Origin of the sequence: Enterococcus sp. 7E2_DIV0204 (assembly GCF_002140855.1) — a bacterium.
GTDB lineage: Bacteria > Bacillota > Bacilli > Lactobacillales > Enterococcaceae > Enterococcus_L > Enterococcus_L lemimoniae.
This window is the reverse complement of sequence record NZ_NGKY01000002.1, coordinates 246,141-266,463: the sequence shown is the minus strand read 5'-3', so window position 1 is coordinate 266,463 and position 20,323 is coordinate 246,141. Positions and strand designations below refer to the sequence as shown.

18 protein-coding genes, 1 other RNA gene, 2 pseudogenes and 1 other annotated feature are annotated in these 20,323 nt (G+C 34.8%); of the genes and pseudogenes, 6 read left to right on the top strand and 15 right to left on the bottom strand.

Going from position 1 to position 20,323, the window contains the following annotated elements; translation table 11 throughout:
- Positions 1–84: 84 nt before the first annotated feature.
- Positions 85–132 (bottom strand) — a sequence feature (sodium ion sensor (DUF1646 type); this cis-regulatory element may regulate processes involved in with the transportation of sodium ions).
- A gap of 225 nt (positions 133–357) precedes the next feature.
- The gene (locus A5819_RS16720) at positions 358–675 is read right to left on the bottom strand and encodes a hypothetical protein (RefSeq protein ID WP_086281913.1); all 318 of its coding nucleotides are present in this window, start codon (positions 673–675) and stop codon (positions 358–360) included.
- Positions 676–956: 281 nt separating this feature from the next.
- On the opposite strand from A5819_RS16720, the gene A5819_RS16715 reads away from it, so the two are divergent.
- The 4 genes from A5819_RS16715 to A5819_RS16700 all read left to right on the top strand — a co-directional run bounded on the left by A5819_RS16715 (position 957) and on the right by A5819_RS16700 (position 5,193).
- Positions 957–1,298 (top strand): hypothetical protein, encoded by a 342-nt coding sequence (locus A5819_RS16715; protein WP_086281915.1) that lies wholly within the window; start codon positions 957–959, stop codon positions 1,296–1,298.
- 460 nt (positions 1,299–1,758) lie between these two features.
- Positions 1,759–2,673: a helix-turn-helix domain-containing protein gene (locus A5819_RS16710; RefSeq protein ID WP_086281916.1), complete on the top strand. Its 915-nt coding sequence runs from the start codon at positions 1,759–1,761 to the stop codon at positions 2,671–2,673.
- A 351-nt stretch (positions 2,674–3,024) separates the two neighbouring features.
- Entirely contained in the window at positions 3,025–3,366 is a 342-nt protein-coding gene (locus A5819_RS16705; RefSeq protein ID WP_086353071.1) for a hypothetical protein, read from the top strand.
- Between the two features lie 288 nt (positions 3,367–3,654).
- Entirely contained in the window at positions 3,655–5,193 is a 1,539-nt protein-coding gene (locus A5819_RS16700; RefSeq protein WP_254907328.1) for a YfhO family protein, read from the top strand.
- 172 nt (positions 5,194–5,365) lie between these two features.
- Here A5819_RS16700 and A5819_RS16695 read toward each other — a convergent pair whose 3' ends face one another.
- Positions 5,366–6,211, bottom strand: a complete 846-nt coding sequence (locus A5819_RS16695) for a PhzF family phenazine biosynthesis protein (RefSeq protein WP_086281918.1) — start codon at positions 6,209–6,211, stop codon at positions 5,366–5,368.
- Between the two features lie 234 nt (positions 6,212–6,445).
- On the opposite strand from A5819_RS16695, the gene A5819_RS16690 reads away from it, so the two are divergent.
- Positions 6,446–6,910 (top strand): hypothetical protein, encoded by a 465-nt coding sequence (locus A5819_RS16690; RefSeq protein WP_086281919.1) that lies wholly within the window; start codon positions 6,446–6,448, stop codon positions 6,908–6,910.
- A gap of 314 nt (positions 6,911–7,224) precedes the next feature.
- On the opposite strand, the gene A5819_RS16685 is transcribed toward A5819_RS16690, so the two are convergent.
- Positions 7,225–7,815, bottom strand: a complete 591-nt coding sequence (locus tag A5819_RS16685) for a DapH/DapD/GlmU-related protein (RefSeq protein WP_086281920.1) — start codon at positions 7,813–7,815, stop codon at positions 7,225–7,227.
- A gap of 125 nt (positions 7,816–7,940) precedes the next feature.
- Here A5819_RS16685 and A5819_RS16680 point away from each other — a divergent pair, with 125 nt between their 5' ends.
- Positions 7,941–8,807 (top strand): LysR family transcriptional regulator, encoded by an 867-nt coding sequence (locus tag A5819_RS16680; protein ID WP_086281921.1) that lies wholly within the window; start codon positions 7,941–7,943, stop codon positions 8,805–8,807.
- A 349-nt stretch (positions 8,808–9,156) separates the two neighbouring features.
- Here A5819_RS16680 and ssrA read toward each other — a convergent pair.
- From ssrA to A5819_RS19360, 12 genes and pseudogenes are all read right to left on the bottom strand, one after another.
- Positions 9,157–9,524, bottom strand: a transfer-messenger RNA (tmRNA) gene (ssrA, locus tag A5819_RS16675).
- 139 nt (positions 9,525–9,663) lie between these two features.
- A complete protein-coding gene (locus tag A5819_RS16670; protein WP_086281939.1) occupies positions 9,664–9,987 on the bottom strand; it encodes a multidrug efflux SMR transporter in 324 nt (107 codons plus the stop codon).
- Between the two features lie 168 nt (positions 9,988–10,155).
- The gene (locus A5819_RS16665) at positions 10,156–10,587 is read right to left on the bottom strand and encodes a VOC family protein (protein ID WP_176271484.1); all 432 of its coding nucleotides are present in this window, start codon (positions 10,585–10,587) and stop codon (positions 10,156–10,158) included.
- A gap of 69 nt (positions 10,588–10,656) precedes the next feature.
- Complete coding sequence (locus tag A5819_RS16660; RefSeq protein ID WP_086281923.1) at positions 10,657–11,133, bottom strand: GAF domain-containing protein; 477 nt, start codon at positions 11,131–11,133, stop codon at positions 10,657–10,659.
- Between the two features lie 655 nt (positions 11,134–11,788).
- Positions 11,789–12,586: pseudogene (locus A5819_RS16655) on the bottom strand (MurR/RpiR family transcriptional regulator).
- A gap of 11 nt (positions 12,587–12,597) precedes the next feature.
- Complete coding sequence (gene aguA, locus A5819_RS16650) at positions 12,598–13,695, bottom strand: agmatine deiminase (protein ID WP_086281924.1); 1,098 nt, start codon at positions 13,693–13,695, stop codon at positions 12,598–12,600.
- Between the two features lie 122 nt (positions 13,696–13,817).
- Entirely contained in the window at positions 13,818–14,756 is a 939-nt protein-coding gene (arcC, locus tag A5819_RS16645) for a carbamate kinase (RefSeq protein WP_086281925.1), read from the bottom strand.
- Between the two features lie 10 nt (positions 14,757–14,766).
- Entirely contained in the window at positions 14,767–15,858 is a 1,092-nt protein-coding gene (gene aguA / locus A5819_RS16640; protein ID WP_086281926.1) for an agmatine deiminase, read from the bottom strand.
- On the bottom strand, positions 15,845–17,251 hold the full coding sequence (locus A5819_RS16635) for an APC family permease (protein WP_086281927.1): 1,407 nt from the start codon (positions 17,249–17,251) through the stop codon (positions 15,845–15,847). Before A5819_RS16635 ends, aguA (A5819_RS16640) begins: the two co-directional genes overlap by 14 nt.
- 93 nt (positions 17,252–17,344) lie before the next feature.
- Positions 17,345–18,370 (bottom strand): annotated as a pseudogene (gene ptcA / locus A5819_RS16630) (putrescine carbamoyltransferase).
- Between the two features lie 216 nt (positions 18,371–18,586).
- Positions 18,587–20,020, bottom strand: coding sequence for a 6-phospho-beta-glucosidase (locus A5819_RS16625; RefSeq protein WP_086281928.1), 1,434 nt, complete (start codon positions 20,018–20,020; stop codon positions 18,587–18,589).
- A gap of 40 nt (positions 20,021–20,060) precedes the next feature.
- The coding region (locus A5819_RS19360; protein ID WP_176271483.1) for a PTS glucose transporter subunit IIA at positions 20,061–20,323 on the bottom strand (263 nt) is incomplete at its 5' end.

Sequence of the window (20,323 nt, the reverse complement as noted above, 5' to 3'; positions counted from 1 at the left end):
AAAAGGAAATAACCTGTGCTTTGTTAATAAGATGCACAACTTATTCCCTAAAAAATAAAAAAAGGGCGTAAGTTCAAAAAACCATTCTTCTCACCCCTTGAAGAACCTGATCCTTGAAGCTTGCGCCCAACCATTTTTATTCATATGATTGCATCTTAGCAAAAAAAAATCAAAATTACAACTGCTTTGTGTGTCTACTTTATCTGACTCGTGATTACAGCAAAAATCCCATCTTTAAAAAGACGGGGAAGGAGTTTTACTCATGAGAGTAAATGAAAAAAAGTTTATTGTTAGGATATATTTATCTTACTCCCCTATTTTTACTTTTACAAATGATATGCATGCCAATTACTTTTTCTAAAAAAAGAATGTTTCCAAGTCATACGGTGAACGACTGATGCGTTCAATAATCGTTTCTTTCCAAACATCTGTAAACCAGTCATATTGAATTTGATTGATGATGCTTTTTTTCAACTCTGTAATCATCTGCTCATTATCGATCTCTCCTTCATAAAATAATCCTAATGTCGTCAAAATTTTCGCATTACTATGTTGTTGAAATCGATAAATACGTCCTTTTTCTATGTAATAAAACCAATGATTGATGATGACTGCAAAGTGCTCTTCTTTATTTTCTAGTAATGTGATGAATGTCTTCGTTGAGATTTTCTTCATATCAACTGACTCCTTTGATGATTTATAGTTAGATTTGTCCATCGAAAGAATAATATATGCTCTAGGCAGATTTATCATATCAAAGAATTCAATTAGAAACAATCTTGATCGAACAAAAACAGTATAATTGCTTTTTATCCCTATATGAATAAAAACATCAGATTTTAAGCTTAAAAAATAACTATAAATAGATTTTTTATTAATCTTTACATCCAAAATGAAAGACTATTTGGTATAATATAGATGAATATTCATTATTTTTAGCGATTGGAGACTAAGTCATGGAACAAAAACTAATCAAAATAACGACAACCTTTCACAATACTTGGTTGATCAATGAGCAATTAGATTCCTTTTCTAAACGAAATAACATTTTATTTGGAGATACATTACGACTCTCCATCAGTAAGAACGATTCTTATTATCTTGCCGAAGCCATTGCTTTAACTTACGAAAAAGAAATCCTAGCTAGAGAAAAACCAACTGAAAGTGAAATTGAATTTTTTCTGTATATGAAAGAAGTACAAGAAAAAGCTTATTCAAAATCACTTGCGGAAAAATACCACTTAGAGCGCAATGTTGTATCAACGACGGCTGCTGATGAGCTGGCTACTGATAATTAAAGACAAAACAAATAACAGCCTCTGATTTACTTCATTCAACAGGAAAAGTAAATCAGAAGCTATTATTTTGCACTTTTTTTGTTACGCACTTTTTACTTATACATTTAGTTTTTTTTAGTTAAATTTTCTGTTTGCAAAATTGGTTTTTGATAATTTAAATACAAGCTAGCTAAATAATATTCTAGCCCCCACCAGTAATCACATATACGGAAATAACACCAGATACTAGAGCAATTAACGATATCATTAGCACACCTCCATTCATTTTTTAGAAATCAACGTTTGCAAACAAATAATTTTCCTTAAGTAAAGAATAACAAACAGGCTCAAAAAAATAAAGTAGTAAAACCGAAAAGTGCGAAATTGGCATAAAAATCCGATAAAATATTTGGTTTTTTATTAAAAATAGTATTTTAATGCTAATTCCATGCTATAATCGCATAAGAAGGGGGAGAAACTCTTGAATATTATAGAAACTTTACGTTTTTTTAGACTAAAATTAAAGCTTGCTCAAAGAGAAATGATGTCTGAATACACTGACCCCTCCACTTATTCAAAAATTGAGAGTGGGAAACGGTCTTTGAAAGTAAACGAGTTAGAGGAAATATTAGGACAGACCTCTATTAATGTTGAAGAATTTTTTAGCTTTACAACATTTGACAAGGAGCAACAAGATTTTAGAGAATATTTTTATTATTGTGGTGCTCATTTAGAAAATAAAAGTACAAAACAAAAACTACTTACTTACTTTGCCTCTTTAAATAATAAAGAAGAAAAAACTTTACGCGAATTATCAAACTATATAGCAATTAAAAATTATTTCCATGCACATTGGGAAGAAGTTGACCCAATAACACCTCAAGAAGTAAATACCATTTTTGAGGACTTATTAAAAAAACCATTTTATCTTCAATATGATTATGTAATAACTGCGAATCTTAGTCGATTTTTTAGTGTAAAACAAGCAGATTTATTAGTTGCACGAATGTTTCCTATAAAATATGAAGAGCAACGTGACTTTACTACGAAAAAATTTGCTTATAACATTCTAATCAACCTTATTTCCTTAAAGTTATATGCAAAAGATTATGACGGTGCTGAAAGATATATTAGACTAGCAAAAAAACAAGATAAGCAAAGTGAAAACTATAGTTTTAAATTAAATCTCCAATACCTCTCAAATCTCCTAAACTATATTCGAGAAGGAGAACCTGTATACATGGAACGTGTGTATGACTTCATTCACCTACTAGAAAATACTGGGGATATTTTACAAGCAGATCAAGTCAAAAAAGAGGTAAAAATCCTCACCCATGAAAGAGACGGAGAAAAACTATTAAATAGCTACTCTGTAGGTTTATTAAAAGAAACTTAGCACATTTTCACCTTAAAATTCTCCCTCAGCTCAAAAATATCCCACCTATTTCAAGGTGGGATAAGGAGTATTACTCGGATTGAGTAAAATGAAAATACTGTTAGGGTATATTTATAATACTACAAAGTGTAAATAATATCAACCCATAAGTAGAATTATGCGTTTATTTTTCAAAATATTTCTCATATTTTGAAATCGAACAAAAATTTAGAACATAAAAGTGCACAGTTCTCACACCGTACATAGAATATTTTTTTAGTTTGGCTGAATAGTCATCTTTGCTAAAGCAACATATTGAAAAATTAATTTAGTAAATACTACAATTCTCTTCAAGAAAGGATCGATTTGAAAATGAAAGTAATGACCGTTTGTGGTAGTTTAAAATTTAAAGATGAAATGATGAAAATTGGTATGCAACTGGAATTGGCTGGAAATGCTGTGTTACTTCCAATTTTTCCAGCAAACGAGGAGACGGCTACTTTCACTGAAGAAGAATTGGCGATCCTTGGTCGTATGCATATTGAAAAAATAAAATTATCAGATGCAATAGTCGTTATCAATGTCAATAATTACATAGGTACTAGCACAAAATATGAAATTGAATTTGCTCGATCCATGAAAAAAGAAGTTCTATATTATACTGATTTAGTGAAAGATTTTTCCATAAATTACTATCATCATTTTGGGCATTAATAGCGTCTACTTACGTCCTACTTTTTCCTCTGAAAAACCGTCTCCCTGATTTTCTAATCCGTCTTTAGTTATAAATTAAATCCCCCCTCCTCTTTTGCTATAAATGATATTTTTATATAATTCCTTCTTTTTCTGTTAGAATAAAGAAAAATTACACAAAGAAGGCGTATTTATTTGAATGTAATCTATAAAAAAAGAGCTATCATTTTAATACTTTTATTCTGGATCAGCATCCTCTCTATTTTTCCTTATTTTTTCAACCATTATATTTTCAGTCAGGATGATCTTTTGTTTCATCGCACAAGATTAGAAAATTATACTCAAGCGATTAAACATTTAGACTTTTTCCCACGAGTTTTTCCTGCTATGGGACTCAATTTTGGTTATGCGGCTGACCTATTTTATCCTTCTATCTTATTATTACCATTTGCACTTTTTAGGATCATAGGACTCGCTTTTGTTCCTTCCTATTACTTATATCAACTCCTAATCAGTTTTGTTACTGCTGGGACTGCTTACTATTTTCTTTTTTCGATAAAAAAATCAGAAAAACTAGCACTATTATTTTCTTGTTTTTACACGCTTTCTAGTTATCGTTTAATCGATCAATCTGTTCGAGCTGCACTTGGAGAATCATTGGCGTTTGCTTTTCTTCCTTTATTTGTTCTTGGCATATACTCAATTTTTTATACCGCTAAGCAGCGTTGGCAGTTATTGGCCGTTGGCATGAGTTTATTGATTGCCAGCCACTTGATCACCGCATTCTATTCTTTTGTTTTTCTACTTGTTTTTATTTTAATGAATTGGAAGAAATGTAAAAAAACTCAAATCACAAACTTAATCCAAGCTGGTCTGTTAACCGTTGGTTTGTCCGCATGGTTTTTGTTTCCATATTTAGAGCAAACCAATCACTTAACCTTTAATTTCAATAAAACAACGTTATGGCCCAGTGGTTTGAATTTTAGTTTGGCCAATCTAATTGAAAATAGTCTTGCCAATATAAGTGCTCCCTTTACTGATTTGAAACCAAACATCGGTCTGCTTCTCTTGGTTGTTGTACTGATTGCTGGAATTTATTATCGAAAATTAACAACTATCAATAAGTACCTGACATTGGTTACCATCTTAATGATGGTTCTAGCGACAAATCTTTTCCCTTGGGGTCTTTTTAAACTGTCGCCTCTAGCGACTATCCAGTTTCCCTGGAGATTATTACTATTTGCTTCATTTTTTGCTAGTTTGCTTGCTGTTAGTTTGATCGAACAATTTCATTTAGTATCCACTAAAAATAGTCTAATTTTGATCGCCATTTCCAGCTTTCTAGCTATAGGATTTAATGTCAATAACTTGATACAAAGTACTGCTCAAAATAACATAACCGTGACAAATGAAAATTTTGCTAATTTTTATGAATCAGAAATTGGACATGGTAAAGAATACTTAGTAAAAGATACTGACTATAAAAAATATTTTGCTACTCCTGGTCTGATCATCGATGGTGTACCCTATACTGCTTCTCCTAGTCAACTAAAAAACGACTACAATCATAGTAGTTATGCTGTACGGATCGAGGGAGATCAAGAGGTCCAATTACCAAAATTTTATTATAAAGGATATGAGGTAAAAGTGAATCAAACAGCAGTTGACTATTATAACAAAAATGGTTTAGTTACGGTTAAGCTTGGTCCCGGTTTTCATTCGATCAATATCTCGTATAAAAAAACTATGATCCAGAAAATTTCAGTTATTTGCTCCCTTTTGATAGCGGGAACCATGATTTTATATAATAGAATTAGAAAAAATAGCAGATCAATAACCTCTAAATAATAGCGTTAATTCACTATATAATCACAACAAATAAATTAATTTCATGCCACGTTTAGCTTATGCAAAAAAGTGTAGACAACTTCCTAAATGCTCGGACGTTGTTTACACTTTTTAGGTTAAGAAACTATCTTATCAACCTTTTTATTCGACATTTTTTATTTAACTCACTATTTTAGATAGTTAAACACTTTGTTTCACAATAATAACCTTTGCCACCAACATAAACTTTTCCTATTTTATTCTCACTGTTGGCTGTTAATTTTACTACTATTTCAGAAGGCGAGTGTAAAGAATAACCTTGCTCGAATACATAACTTTCTTTTTGTAAATTACTCTGTTTGTAAAGGAAGCAAGCTAATGCACCATTTGAAGTTCCAGTTGCGGCTTCTTCATCAATATCGTATAGTGGTACAAAATTTCTACATATAATTCGATCGTCATTAAAAGTATATAAATGTGCTCCGATAACATTATAGTGCTTGCTTATTTCTTTAATTTTTTTATAATCAGGGTCCAGTGCCTGTAATTGTGCTTCATTTTTTATAGGAACTAAAATATCTTTTAAACCCGTAGAGACAATTTGAATCGGGAATTCCTTGTCTATCACTTGAATGTCAAAACAGTCGCTTAACTCGTTTGGAGATAGGATATCATAAAATGTCGGTTTTTTTTGTTCCATGAAAATGACGTCATCTTTTATGGTGATGCTAAGAACACCGCTATTGGTTTCAATTGTATAGTAATTCTTGGAAAGTTTATTCAAATGCATTAGTATCACGAAAGAACCTATTGTGGCATGACCACATAAATCAACTTCTTCTTTTGGTGTATAATATTCAAATTTGTAATCAGCAATAACAGATTCTGATATAAATGCAGTTTCTGCATAGCCTAGTTGTTTAGCTATTGTCATCTTTTGAATGGTAGTTAATGTATCTTCAAACAATACGACACCAGCTTTATTGCCACCTTTTTGATCCTTACTAAATGCACTTGCAACATAAGCGGTTATTTCCATAGATACCTGCCCCCTCATTTTATAGTGAATTGTAGCATAGAAAACGCTACAGATAAACAAGTTATTGGCTAAAGTTGCTGTAAAAGAAGCAAGTAAATAGTTTCAGATAATGGTAATTCATATTAGGGTTTGGTACCTATTTATCATCAATACTTCGATACTCAGCTACTAATTCGTCTATCAATCCTTCAATTTTGTAGTACTCGTGTTATAATTTTTATGGAGGTAAGTATCATGAACAAAACAACTTTTACTTTATTACTGTCGTCATTACTATTGCTTACTGCTTGTAATTCAAAAAATGAACAATTTGTTTCGGACAGTAGCTCAGCTGCTAACACAACTACGTCATCTATATTAAAAACATCTGACTCTACATCAACTTCAGAAACTAAGATAATTTCAAGTTCTGTATCCTCTGAGGAACAGACCGTTGCACTATCCGAAGAGCCGAAAAGTAGTGTTCCTATTCCTGATATGTCACAAGAACAAGCTTTACAACACATATTAGAGACGTATCCTGATACAAATAACGAAGATACCAGCTTAATTTTCTGGCAAATGATCGATACTGACTTTTTGTTCAAAGCGTATAGTAAAAGTATTTCTAGTCAAGGTGGATCAGGTACTTTAGGATTTTTCCGTGTAACGCCTCAAGGTGATGTCTCTATGACTGATGCAACAGGAAATCCATTTTAGATAGCCTTTATGGTTATCTTTTTTTATTCCTAATTCATTCATTTTTTGTAACCAAGTAGGTACTGTGCAACATCAACTCATTATTCGTTGTGTTTTACAGCAATTTCAGCTTATTTCCTAAAGGATTGCTTCTGCTTCCGCCGTTTATTCGTTTTTATGGCGTTTTTTACGTCCCCTTTTACTTTATGCGGAATGTAAAGTTCTTCTAAAATAAAGAACATCTGCCTGATTTAATTTGAATTCTGCGGCTCCCACTGCTGTTTAAATATGATTTATTTTAGTTGTACCAATTTAGCAACTCAATCTATAATCCTTTAATCCTTATCAGTTCTTTCATCCTCTTCTTCAATCTCTCGAACCACTTTGGCTGGACTTCCTACTACAACTACATTATCTGGAACATCCTTTGTTACTGTTGAATCCGCAGCAACAATCGAATTTTCTCCAATTGTAATTCCAGGTAAAACAGTCACATTTGCCCCAAGCCACGCATTCTTCTTAATACAAATCGGCTCCACTTTAATTCCACGTCTTTTTTTAGGAGACATCAAATGGTTCACTGTAATTAATCTAGATCCTGGACCAATCAACACTTGATCTTCAATCGTTATCCCACCCAAGTCGACAAACATCACACTTTGATTAATAAAAATATCTTTTCCAAATTTAATATGTTTACCGAAATCACTATAAAAAGGCTGTGAAATTTTTACTGATGAATCAATTATTTGTCCTGTAATTTTCTCTAAATAGTGTAATACCTCTTCATTAGGATAGTATTGTGCATTCAATAACATTATCAATCGCTCATTATTTTGCTTTATTAAATGGATTTCTTCAAACAAGGGTGAATCTTTTACTATCTCTTTCCCTACAATTCTCTGTTGTAAACCTATGTTTGACATTTTATTTCCCTCCTTAGACATTCATTATATTTTCACTATCCCAATCATACAAGAATCAGTTATACTTAACTAATACCAATAAAACATATATAACTATTCTTTTTAACTATAGGAGGAAATAACAAATGGAACTTCGTGTGTTAACTTACTTTTTAACTGTTGCAAGAGAAAAAACAATTAGTAAAGCTGCTGAAGTCTTACATCTGTCTCAGCCAACTCTTTCAAAACAATTAAAAGAGCTTGAAGAAGAACTAGGCGTTACATTATTTACTAGAGGGAATCGATTTATCACCTTAACAGAAGATGGTATCTATTTAATGAATAGAGGAAAAGAAATTCTATCTTTGGTTGATTCAACAATGACGAACCTTACTAAAAATGAAGTTATTAGTGGGCAAATAACAATTGGTGGAGGTGAAACACAAGCGTTTGAGTTTCTCAGTCATATTCTGCACGAGCTTAGAGATAACTATCCAGAAATTAATATACACCTTTATAGTGGAAACGCCGATGATGTATTAGAAAAAATTGATAAAGGACTTTTAGATTTTGGACTTGTTATTGATCCCGTTGAAAAACAAAAATACGAATATATTCGATTACCTTTAATTGATTCTTGGGGGATTTTGGTCAATAACTCACATCCTCTAGCTAAAAAAAAGACAGTTCAACCAAAAGATATTCAACGTATGCCTTTACTCATTTCAAATCAGTCATTCGTGGATAATCAGCTGTCTGAATGGTTTGGAGGAAATATAGAGCATTTGAATGTTATTGGCACATATAACTTACTTTACAATGCCTCACTGTTGGCAAAGGAAAACATTGCCAGTGTTCTTTGTATTGATGGGATTGTGAATACGACGAATACAACCCTAATCTTTATTCCCTTTTCACCACCATTAACCGCAAATATCAGCATTGTTTGGAAAAAAGGCCAAATCTTTTCAAGTGCTTCAAAAGAATTTTTACGCCTATTGAAGTTGGTTTAGTTTTCGTCATTTTTGTAATATTAGGCTGATATCTTATACACTCTTTCTAAAAAATATCGAGTTTACTTGAGACTATGCAAATTCCTAAAAATTTATGATAACAATGATTTAGACTAAATGAGAATGTAAAATAAGTGCAAAAAGAGTTGTGTTCACACATCAGCATTCTCTTAACTTTTACTAATATGAACCATAAATACGCATGTTTAAAAAAAAGAAAAATCAAACAGCTAGCTTATTTGCTAACTATGTTGACCTCTAGATTAACACTATTAAAAGGTACTTCAACAAAAAAATAGACAGTAGAAACGTTGTACATCAACGTTTCTACTGTCTGTCTCCACAAATTGAATGGAGACGGCGGGAGTCGAACCCGCGTCCAAACACATTGTCACTTAAACTTCTACGTTCATAGTCATACTATTTTAAGGTTTCGCTGAAGCTTATGCCGCATAACAGGCCCAAACTCTCGCTAGTCTGATGATCTCTTCTAAATTTTACAGACGGAAAAATTTAGCGTATCCCACTTAATTTGAGACCCTTACTCGAGCACATGGGCGATGCCGAGAGGATCTTCACCCGCTGTTTTTACGCAGCTAGAGCGAAAGTATTGTTTGTGTTTTTAGCAGTTATATTTAACTGTAACGTTTTTACGTAGACGTAACCTACGAAACGCGATTCAAGCTCAACTATGCCTGTCGAATCCGTAACGTCCCCGTTAAGATTAAATAGCATACTATACGCTTTTGTTAGTATAACATATTTTTTTTAACATTTAAAGGATCAAACGTTGCATCTTAAACCTTTTAACTGAACAAGATAACATGCTTTTCTGATATAACGTTGACTCTAAACATCAATGACCTGTTCCAAAAACATTCACTAAAACCGTTCCAATCACGATAAAGCCAAGTCCGATAATCGTGGGTGTATTGATTTGTTCTTTCCAATAGACAACAGAAAAAACAGTAATCAAGATGATGCCTACTGCTCCCCATAATGCATATGCTACATTTAATGGCATATATTTTATTGCTTTTGATAAACTGTAAAAACAGACCACATAAGCAATCAAGCATTCTACAGATGGAACTAATTTACTGAAACCATCCGTTGCTTTTAATAAATTTGTGGCGATGACCTCACTTATTATAGCTACAAAAAGATATAAGTATCCAATCAAACTCGTTCACTCCTCACTATTTCCTCAATCATTATAGCAGAAATCAACCGAAATGGAACAATGATCTTGAGTATTTGCTACTAACAGAAAAAGACCACCAATAGACTCAGCAGCTTATGCTAACTTGGTGATCTTCCATTAAGTATATTGTGTTACACTTTAAAATCAAGCCTCATCAGAGTAATTAAGCATCCAATTGATCCCAAATTTATCAACGACCATACCATATTTTTTAGCCCAAAATGTTTCACCAAGTGGCATCGAAATTTTGCCACCCTCTGCTAAACGATTAAAAATTCGATCGATTTTTGCCTCATCATTTGTGTTGATCACTAGAGAAACATTATTGCCTTCAATGTACGTCAAGCCCATGCCATCCGGCACATCTGATATCATAACAGGTACACCCTCGATTGTTATCGAAGAGTTGATAACCAAGTCTTTCCAAGCTTCCGGCGTTGGGTGTTCAGGATCCGCCGGTGCATCTGCAAATGTCATAATGCCTTCATTTTTCACATCAAACACCGTTTCATAAAAAGCGATCGCAGCCTTTGACTCATTCTTAAAATTCAAGTACACTTCTAACATGTTAATCATCCTCTCGCTCTATTTTTAATGATTATCTCATGGCAAAATAGATTACGCGAAAAGAATGCTCAACTTAAACTAGAAATCAGTATTATTTAACAGGGCTTCAACAAATTGTTCCAGGTACGTTTGATCCAGCTCATCATAGCCGTGAGTGATCGAACTATCCAAATCTAACACGCCTAAGAGCTTCCCATCTTTAACCATGGGCACAACAATCTCAGAACGAGCAGCTGAATCACAAGAGATATAGTTTTTATGATTTTTAACATCTTCAACGATTAACGTTTCACGCTTTGCAGCTGATTCCCCACAAACCCCTTTTCCCATTGTGATTCGTGTACAAGAAACTTTTCCTTGAAATGGCCCCAAAACTAATTCTTCCCCATCAAATAAATAGTAACCTGCAAAAACAGTATGAGGTAAGGCATCAGCTAACAAGGCAGAAGAATTTGCAAGATTAGCGATTTTATCATGCTCAATTTCAATGATTGCTGCTTGTTGCTGTACTAGCAATTGGTAGGCTGCTGTTTTCTCTTCAGTTGTTTTCCACATTATTCCTGTCACGCTCTTTTCTAGTCATTTACTTTTTATTATAGCACAGAGTGCCCCATTCCTTTCTAAGTCGTTTGTTTTTTTATTCGCAAAGATATTCATACTCTTCATAACAAATTCAAATGAATTCACACTTTTTTCAAGCTTTTTTATGTTTGATTTAATCTATTAAGGTTATAGTTTAATCATAGTAAACAACCAATAACTTTGTGGATGAACGTGGTGTTAAAACTCTTTGAGGACTAACGGATGTTTATTCTCGACCTGATGAGGTGTAGGTTCGAATCCTACCGTCCACGTATGTGCAGTTTTTGCACTTAAGTATAGATAGACGCTTTTATAGAAAGGAATGATGTTTATGAAAAAAATTTTAGTTACAGGAGCAACATTATCTGCGATCACACTGGCTGCCTATTCATTGTTGAAGCATACACCAAAACATCAACATGATTATGGCAAACTATAGTCAAAAAGTTGAGGTCGAGATAAAAGTGTTTAGCTCCAAGAAATAAGAAGAAATTCACGAAAATTGCTCTTCAAATTTTTGTGAATTTCAGCTTATTTCTTGGAGCTGCTTTTTTTCTCGCCGTTTATTCGCTCTCAACTTTTTTCTGTTATTTTTGATAATCATTTCACAAATATAAATGAGAGCTAGTTATTTAAAGACTAAATGATACTCCCCTTCTTCAGCATTATCCAAATATTGATATAAAATCAATTCCATGATCGCCAACATTGAAATATGTGACGTAATTTCCATCTTATTTAAAAAAAGTTCATCTGTAAATACATAAAAATTAATGTCGCTCATATTTTAAATCACATTATTATCAGCTCCTGTGATCGAAACAAGTAGTGGATGTGCCGCATTTTTTAAGTATTGCATCAACTGAATCCATTCTTCATCTTTTCCTTGATACGTTAAAATAAATACCATATCCTCTGATTTGATCTGCCGTTGCACAACCGCCCGCATCGACTGATCTTCAGGAAATACGACTAAAAATCCAGCTGCGACAAATAGATACTTTACGTATTGCATGAGCTGTTTATTCATGCCTTTAGCAAATAAATAAATAATCGGCTTTTTCTTCAAAAATTCGCCGACTTTGAGCAAACTATTTTTGTCGATTACGCGAACTGATTCATTGATATTCTTTAAATACTCTTCTCGATAATCTTTTTGCGACACAACAAAGGGACTGACTTTCTCTTCTTTTTTCTGGTTTAAAAGAGTATATTTGATTACAGTTGTAAATTCACTATAACCAGAAAACCCAATTTTTCTAACAAATCGCAAAAAAGTCGTTGTTGAAACAAAACAATCATCAGCTACTTCTCGAATACTTTTATTTTTAATTTCATTCAAATTTTTCACAACATAGTCAAATAATAGGTGCTCATTTTTTGTTAACTCTGAAACATGAGGGTTTACCACTTCAAAAAAGTCCATCTATTTCCCTCCTACCTAATTTTAGGAATACTTTGTGCAATACAATGAATATTTCCACCGCCTAATAAAATTTCCCGAGCAGGAACGCCGATAATTTTGCGGTCTGGGTATAATGTTTCCAATAGTGATCCAGCTGCCTGATCATTTTTATCATTAAATAAGGGATAGATAATACCGCCATTCGCCGTATAATAACTAACATAGCTAGCAGTCAGTCGATCTCCAGGAAATCTTGGCAACATGCCATTGACCGGGTCTACTCCCTGACTTTCTTCGGTTGTAATATACATGGGTTCAGGCATCAACATTTTGTGAATAGTCAGTTTTCGACCTTTAGCATCCGTTTCATTTTTTAATTGTTCATATGCAGCTTTAGAAATCTCATATTGAGGATCTTCTGGATCTTCTGTCCACGTCAAAATAAGCTCACCTGGTCGTACCACATTGAGCATATTATCGATATCACCGTTCGTCTCATCTAAAAAGAAGCCTTGTTTTAGCCAAATGATTTTTTCTACATTACAGTAGTTTTTTAAGATCGTTTCGATTTCCTCTTTAGAGAGTTTACCATTTCTACCTTCTGAAAGTAACACTTCCTCAGTTGTATACAATGTTCCATCTCCATCTAAATGAATAGAACACCCCTCTAAAATAAATTCCTTCAAAGAATAATAATCGATGCGATTGAACTCGCACAATTTTTCAGCAATCAAATCATCTTGATCCCAAGGAAAATATAGTCCATCTAATAAGCCGCCCCAAGCATTAAATCGCCAATCAACTCCACGAACTTCCCCTTTTTCGTTCGTTACATAAATTGGACCATAATCTTTGATCCAAGCATCATTATTGCTCATTTCCAGCACTCTAATTGTTTCTGGTAAGGATTGGCGGGCATTTTTGTATTGTTTAGCAGAAACCAACATAGTGACTGGTTCAAACAATGCAATTGTTTCGGCTACTGCCGCATAGGCTATTTGAGCAGGTTTCCCACCATTACGCCAATTATCAGCTCGCTCCGGCCAAATCAGATATGTTTCTTCATGTGGATCAAATTCTCCTGGTGCAAAAAAAACATCCTCTTTAGGATTGCTAATTGTTAATTTCATACGAGCTGCACTCCTTTACTTTATCGGTCACTCTCTATTATTTCTGTATGTAAGCGATATATTTTTAATATATCAGAAAAAAAGAGTAGAAACTAGTTTTTGCCCTACTCTTTTTATTAAAACTAAGCAGTAATGATTGTGCCGGTTTCTTCTTCTAATAAATTTTTGATATTTTCTAAGGAGGTAATCACCGCTTTACCTTTAGCATTTTCTTTAATAAAGGTTATGGCCGCTTGAACTTTAGGTAACATACTGCCAGGTGCAAACTGATTGTCTTCAATATACTTTTCAATTTCAGCAACACTAACTTTAGTCAAATCCGCTTGGTTTGGTTGATTAAAATTGATACTAACATGATCTACGCCTGTTAAAATAACCAACATATCCGCATGGACTAAAGCTGCAATTTTTTCAGAAGCAAAGTCTTTATCGATGACAGCTTCAACTCCTTGATAAATCCCCTCTTTGATCACTACAGGAATACCACCTCCGCCTCCAGCAATCGTAATAATCCCGTTTTCTACCATTTGTTGGATCACAGGATATTTAACAATATCGATTGGCTTTGGTGAAGGAACTACTTTACGAAAACCTCGACCTGAATCCTGGACAAAAACGGCAGATGTCTGTTGTTTTTCGGCTTCCATTTCTTCTTTACTTAAAAAAGGACTAATCGGTTTACTTGGTGCTTGAAACGCTGGATCAGTTTCACTAACAACGACTTGTGTTAGGATCGTGGCGGTATTTTTAGAGAGATTTCTTTTTTTCAATTCAGCTACTAATGCATTTTCTAACCAATAGCCAATACTGCCTTGAGTCATAGCAACAGCTGTGTCGACTGGCATAGCTGGATTTTTCTTTGTTGCTCCTAATTGCTGCTGCAATAATAAGTTACCAACTTGTGGACCATTGCCATGCGTGATAATCAATTCATGTCCGGCCTCAATAAAATCAGCTAAATAATACGCCGTATGTGCTAAAGCCTTTTGTTGGCCTTTAGCACTAGGATCAGTTGTCAGGATCGCATTTCCTCCTAAAGCTACTACAATACGTTTTGTCATAGGTTCCACCTCATTTGGGTACTTGCTGGGTAATACAGTGAATGTTGCCACCGCCTAAAAGAATTTCTCTTGCAGGTACACCAACAACTTTTCTATCAGGATATAATTTTTGCAATAAACTTATTGCTTTTTCATCATTCGGATCATCAAACAACGGTAAAACGATACCGCCATTGGCTGTATAGTAATTTGCATAACTGGCAGCTAAACGGTCCCCTTCTTCTCGCGGTAATGTACCTGCTACTGCATCGACACCGAAACTTTCTTCTTCGGTGATCAAAATAGGTTTTGGTACAAATAATTTATGAATAACCAGCTTACGACCTTTAGCATCTGTTTCATTTTCTAAAATAGCTAAGCACTCTTTGGAAATTTCATATTGTGGATCATTTTGATCATCGGTCCAAGCCAAAACGACTTCACCTGGTTTTACAAAATTAACGATATTATCTACGTGACCATTCGTTTCGTCTAAATAAATACCGCGTTTTAGCCAAATAATCTTTTCTAATGAAAGATATTCTTTTAAGACTTGTTCGATTTGCTCTTTTGAAAGTTGAGCATTTCGACCTTCTGAAAGTAAGCACTCTTCCGTCGTGATTAACGTCCCTTCACCATCCACATGAATTGAGCCGCCTTCTAAGACAAAATCATTTAAGCGATAACGATCTTTCCACTCTACTTCACAAATTTTTTGTGCTACTTGATCATCTTTGTCCCAAGGGAAATAAAGACCGTCGACTAAGCCACCCCATGAATTAAACGTCCAATCCACACCACGGATTTCACCTTCATCATTTTTAACAAAAGTTGGGCCACAATCTCGAACCCAGGCATCATCGTTAGCAATTTCAACAACACGAACACTTTCAGGCAACATATGACGAGCATTATCATATTGTTCAGCAGATACACCAACTGTCACAGGTTCAAATTCGCTGATTGCAACGGCTATCGCTACAAATGTTTTTTGAGCTGGCTTACCACCATTTCGCCAGTTATCTGGACGTTCTGGCCATAAAATATAAACTCCTTGATGAGGTTCAAATTCTCCTGGCATGCGAAACCCATCTTTTTTTGGTGAACTATCAATTGTTTTCATGTTCGACACTCCTTTTATCTTGATTTTTTTCTACTTGTTTTTTTGCATACTCTTTATCGCCTAGACGAATACAAATTTCACCTATGATCGTGGCAACAACTGTTCCAATTAAAATCGGGATTTTCTCACTAAATTCTGTACTGGATAATGGTACAACTGAGAAAAATAAGGTAATAACTAATAAAATAAATGGTACATAGGCAATTATTTTTAGTAGAGTAGGTCCTCCCGGTACTTTAAACGGTCGTTCTTGATCAGGATCGATTTTACGTAATTTTAAGAAAGCAGGGAACATCATAATATATGAAATTAGCAATGCCACCACATTTAAAGCGAAGAAGGCCCAAAAAATATTTTCATTTGGAATAAATGGTGCAGCTATTACTAAGACTGAAGCCACGATTCCATTGACGATAGATGCGCCTACCGGCATTTCATTTTTAGGATTTTCTTTTACAAATACTTTTGGCATATCGTGGTTTTTAGCAGCGTAAAAAGCAACGTAGTTGACTCCTAAAGCCCAAGAAATCAGATTTGCAGCTAACGTATACATAAACAACAACCCAATAATGATGACAAATGGATTGATTCCTCCAACCAATAAGATAAAGCTATCGATCAAGCCACCAGACGTCGACAATTGATCTGCTGGAACTGCCGCACCCATCCCAAATGCAGCAAATAGATAGAAGAAGGCAATTAAAATACCACCGAAAATAATGGCTTGAGGAATTTGTTTTTTAGGATTCTCCATATCACTAGCAAGTGTTGTGACCACTTCAAACCCTAAAAAGTTAAATAATATCACTGAAATAAAACTTAAACTTTCCAAATCAAAACTTGGCAGTAAAGCTCTACCAGAAAAATCGTTTGCCATCCCTTTGGTCACAGCGTGATAAATTCCTAAAACACCTAAACAAACCATGATGGCTACTTTAGCAAATGCTGCTAGATTTAAGATCCATTTACTATCACTAACTGGAAAACAACTAATAAACGTAACGGCCCAAATAAAGACTAACTGTCCCAAGATCAAAACATGCGTTCCCAGTTCTAATCCGAAAATTTGAGTCATGACCTCTGTAAATAAAACAGCTAAACTTGCCATCCAAATTGGGAAATTGATCCAATAAAACCAAGCTACTCGAGCACCCCAGCGACGACCGAAGGCCATTTTTACCCAATCATAAATTCCTCCATCTCCAGTATACGTCGTCCCTAGTTCAGCTGAAATTAAACCATATGGTAAAAAGAACAAAATAAGTAAAATCCCCCACCAGAAAAATTGTGAGGAGCCAATAGCAGCGGCTGGAGCGGCAGATTCCACAACAAGGATGACAACAACCGCCATTAGAACTGCGTCAAACAACCGAAATTTCTTTTTTTCTTTCATGTTTTGTACGCACCTTTCATTAAAGAAAATGGAAATAGAAGGAGCAAACAATTGACGATTGGCTCTGCTTCTATTTCATCATTTCTTTAAAAATCACTTAGCAACTACAGCATTTCTTAACATTAATTCAAATTCTGCATCATACTGCTCACCAACAGCCGCACTAGCATAATCTAAATAAGGATTCATGAAATAGACTAATAATGAACGCATGGCTGTCAAGCGATTTTCAGCTTCATCTAAAACAACAGAGTATGGAGCATCCAAGACTTCATCGGTGACTTCTTCTCCTCTGGTCGCAGGTAAGCAATGTAAAAATTTAACGTGAGGTGCAGCCATATCGATCAATGATTTATTGACTTGGTATTTCGGATAGAACGTCGCCATCCGCTCTTCTTCTGATAGTTCTGCTTCATATAAGCCGTACCAAACATCTGTATAAATAAAATCGGCATCTTTCATCGCTTCTTCAGCATTTTCTGTGATTAAGACACTACTGCCAGAAAGTTCAGCATTCTTTTGGCCGATGGCAAGAGTTTCTGCTTTGATTTGAAATCCTTTTGGTCCGAACTGAACAAAATCCATCCCCATTTTTGTTGCCATAAACATTGTAGACACACAGACTTGAGTAGCATCACCGACAAAGACAATTTTACAATCACTGAGTTTTTTACCTGCTGGTAAATGTTCTGTCATGGTAATAATGTCGCCTAATTCTTGTGTTGGATGATTATAATCACTCATGCCGTTGATAACTGGAATCGTTGCGTCTTTGGCTAAATCAACGATTGTTTGATGGCGTTCAACACGAGCCATTAAAATATCAACTAATCGAGATAACACTCTGGCTGTATCTCCTAAAGACTCATGCCCACCTAATTGAATTTGACCCGGTGCTAAATATTGAGCATGTCCGCCGAGCTGGGTCATGGCGGTTTCAAATGATACTCTGGTACGAGTTGACGATTGTTCAAAAATCATTCCAAGAGTTTTATCTTTTAAGAGCGGAGGATAATAGCCATTTTTAATGGATTCTTTTTATTTTAAAGCCAATTGGATCATAAAATCGATTTCTGCTTTCGTAAAATCATTTGTATCGACAAAGTCTCTTTTTTTCATCATGTCTTCCACCAATCTATTTTTGATTTTTATTGTCGGAATCCTCGAGTTTTCCTTTTGGCGAGATAAGCATACCTTGAAGTACTCTCTTTTTAAAGCGATTTCCAAACTCTTGATGAGAAGAACAGCAGCTTGTATTTTGTTCCATTTTACGTAACAGGTTACAAAAAAAGGACAAAAACGAGTTTTTTTCTCGTTTTTGTCCTTTTATCTTATTTATGCGTTCGTTAAATCTTCTCCATTAGTCGCAATAACTTTTTTATACCAGTCAAATGATTTTTTCTTCGAACGTTTCAAAGTGCCATTGCCTTCGTTGTCACGATCCACATAGATAAAACCATAACGTTTTTTCATTTCCCCTGTTCCAGCTGACACTAAATCGATACAGCCCCACGTTGTATAGCCTAGTAAATCGACGCCATCAAGTTCTACTGCGTCTTTCATTGCTTGGATGTGCGCCGCTAGATATTCGATCCGGTAATCATCAATCACGTTGCCATTTTCGTCTGGTGTATCCACCGCACCTAAGCCGTTTTCCACGATAAACAATGGTTTTTGGTAACGGTCATACAAGTCGTTCATCGTTGTCCGTAAGCCTAGCGGATCAATCTGCCAGCCCCATTCACTTGCTTCTAAATAAGGATTCTTCACTGAGGCAAAGATATTACCGGCTGTTTGTTCGTTAACTGCTGGATCAGTTGATTGAACACGTGATGAGTAGTATGAGAATGAAATAAAGTCTACTGTGTGTTCTTTCAATAATTCTAAATCACCGTCTTCAATTGGCAATTCGATGCCTTCACGTTCTAATTCTTTCAACGCATACGCAGGGTATTCCCCACGCGACTGAACATCGATAAAGAAGAAGTTTTCGCGATCCGCTTTACGAGCTGCCCAAACGTCTTCTGGTTTACAAGTGTAAGCATAGTTGGTTCCTGCCGCTAACATACAGCCGACTTGGTTTTCAGGATCAACTTCATGCGCAATTTTTGTTGCGATCGCACTTGCTAATAATTCATGATGTGCCGCTTGATATTTCACTTGTTCTTTGTTTTCGCCTTCTTCAAAATAAAGACCTGCGCCCATAAAAGGTGCGTGTAAGATCATATTGATTTCATTGAATGTCAACCAATATTTAACCAAGCCTTTATAACGATTGAAAATCACGTTACATAGGTTCTCGTAAAAGCCAACCAACTCACGACTGCGCCATGCGCCATATTTTTCCACTAAATGCATTGGACAATCAAAGTGAGTGATCGTTACAAGAGGCTCAATGTTATGTTTGCGGCATTCTTTGAACAAATCTTCATAGAATTTCAAGCCTTCTTCATTTGGCTCTGTTTCATCACCTAATGGGAAAATACGACTCCACGCAATCGATAAACGATAGGTTTTAAAGCCCATTTCGCCAAACAAGGCAATATCTTCTTGATAACGGTGGTACATATCGATCGCATTTTGTGCTGGATAAAAATGTTCTTCATCAAAATGAAACATTTTTTTCTCGCCAGTGATCACTGGAAAACGATCTGGTCCGACTGGTGCTAAATCTACGTTCGCTAAGCCGCGACCACCTTCGTTATAGCCCCCTTCACATTGATTCGCTGCGGTTGCGCCGCCCCATAAAAAGTCTTTTCTAAATCCCATTCAAATCATCCTCCAATTTATTAGTATAAAAGGTTTTCTTTTAACGAATAACCTTCATTACTTGTTCACCTGGTTCAGACAACGATTTAGTCAACGTAATAATATCGCCAAAATCTGTTGAATTTGTTACAACAACAGGTGTAATAATATTATAGCCTTTTTCTGTAATTTTTTCTAAGTCAAATTCAATTAACTTATCACCTGTTTGGATTTTTTGCCCTTTTGTGACAAAGTATTGATAGCCCTCTGCATTTAGCTGAACTGTATCGATACCGATATGGATCAATAATTCTACACCAGTCT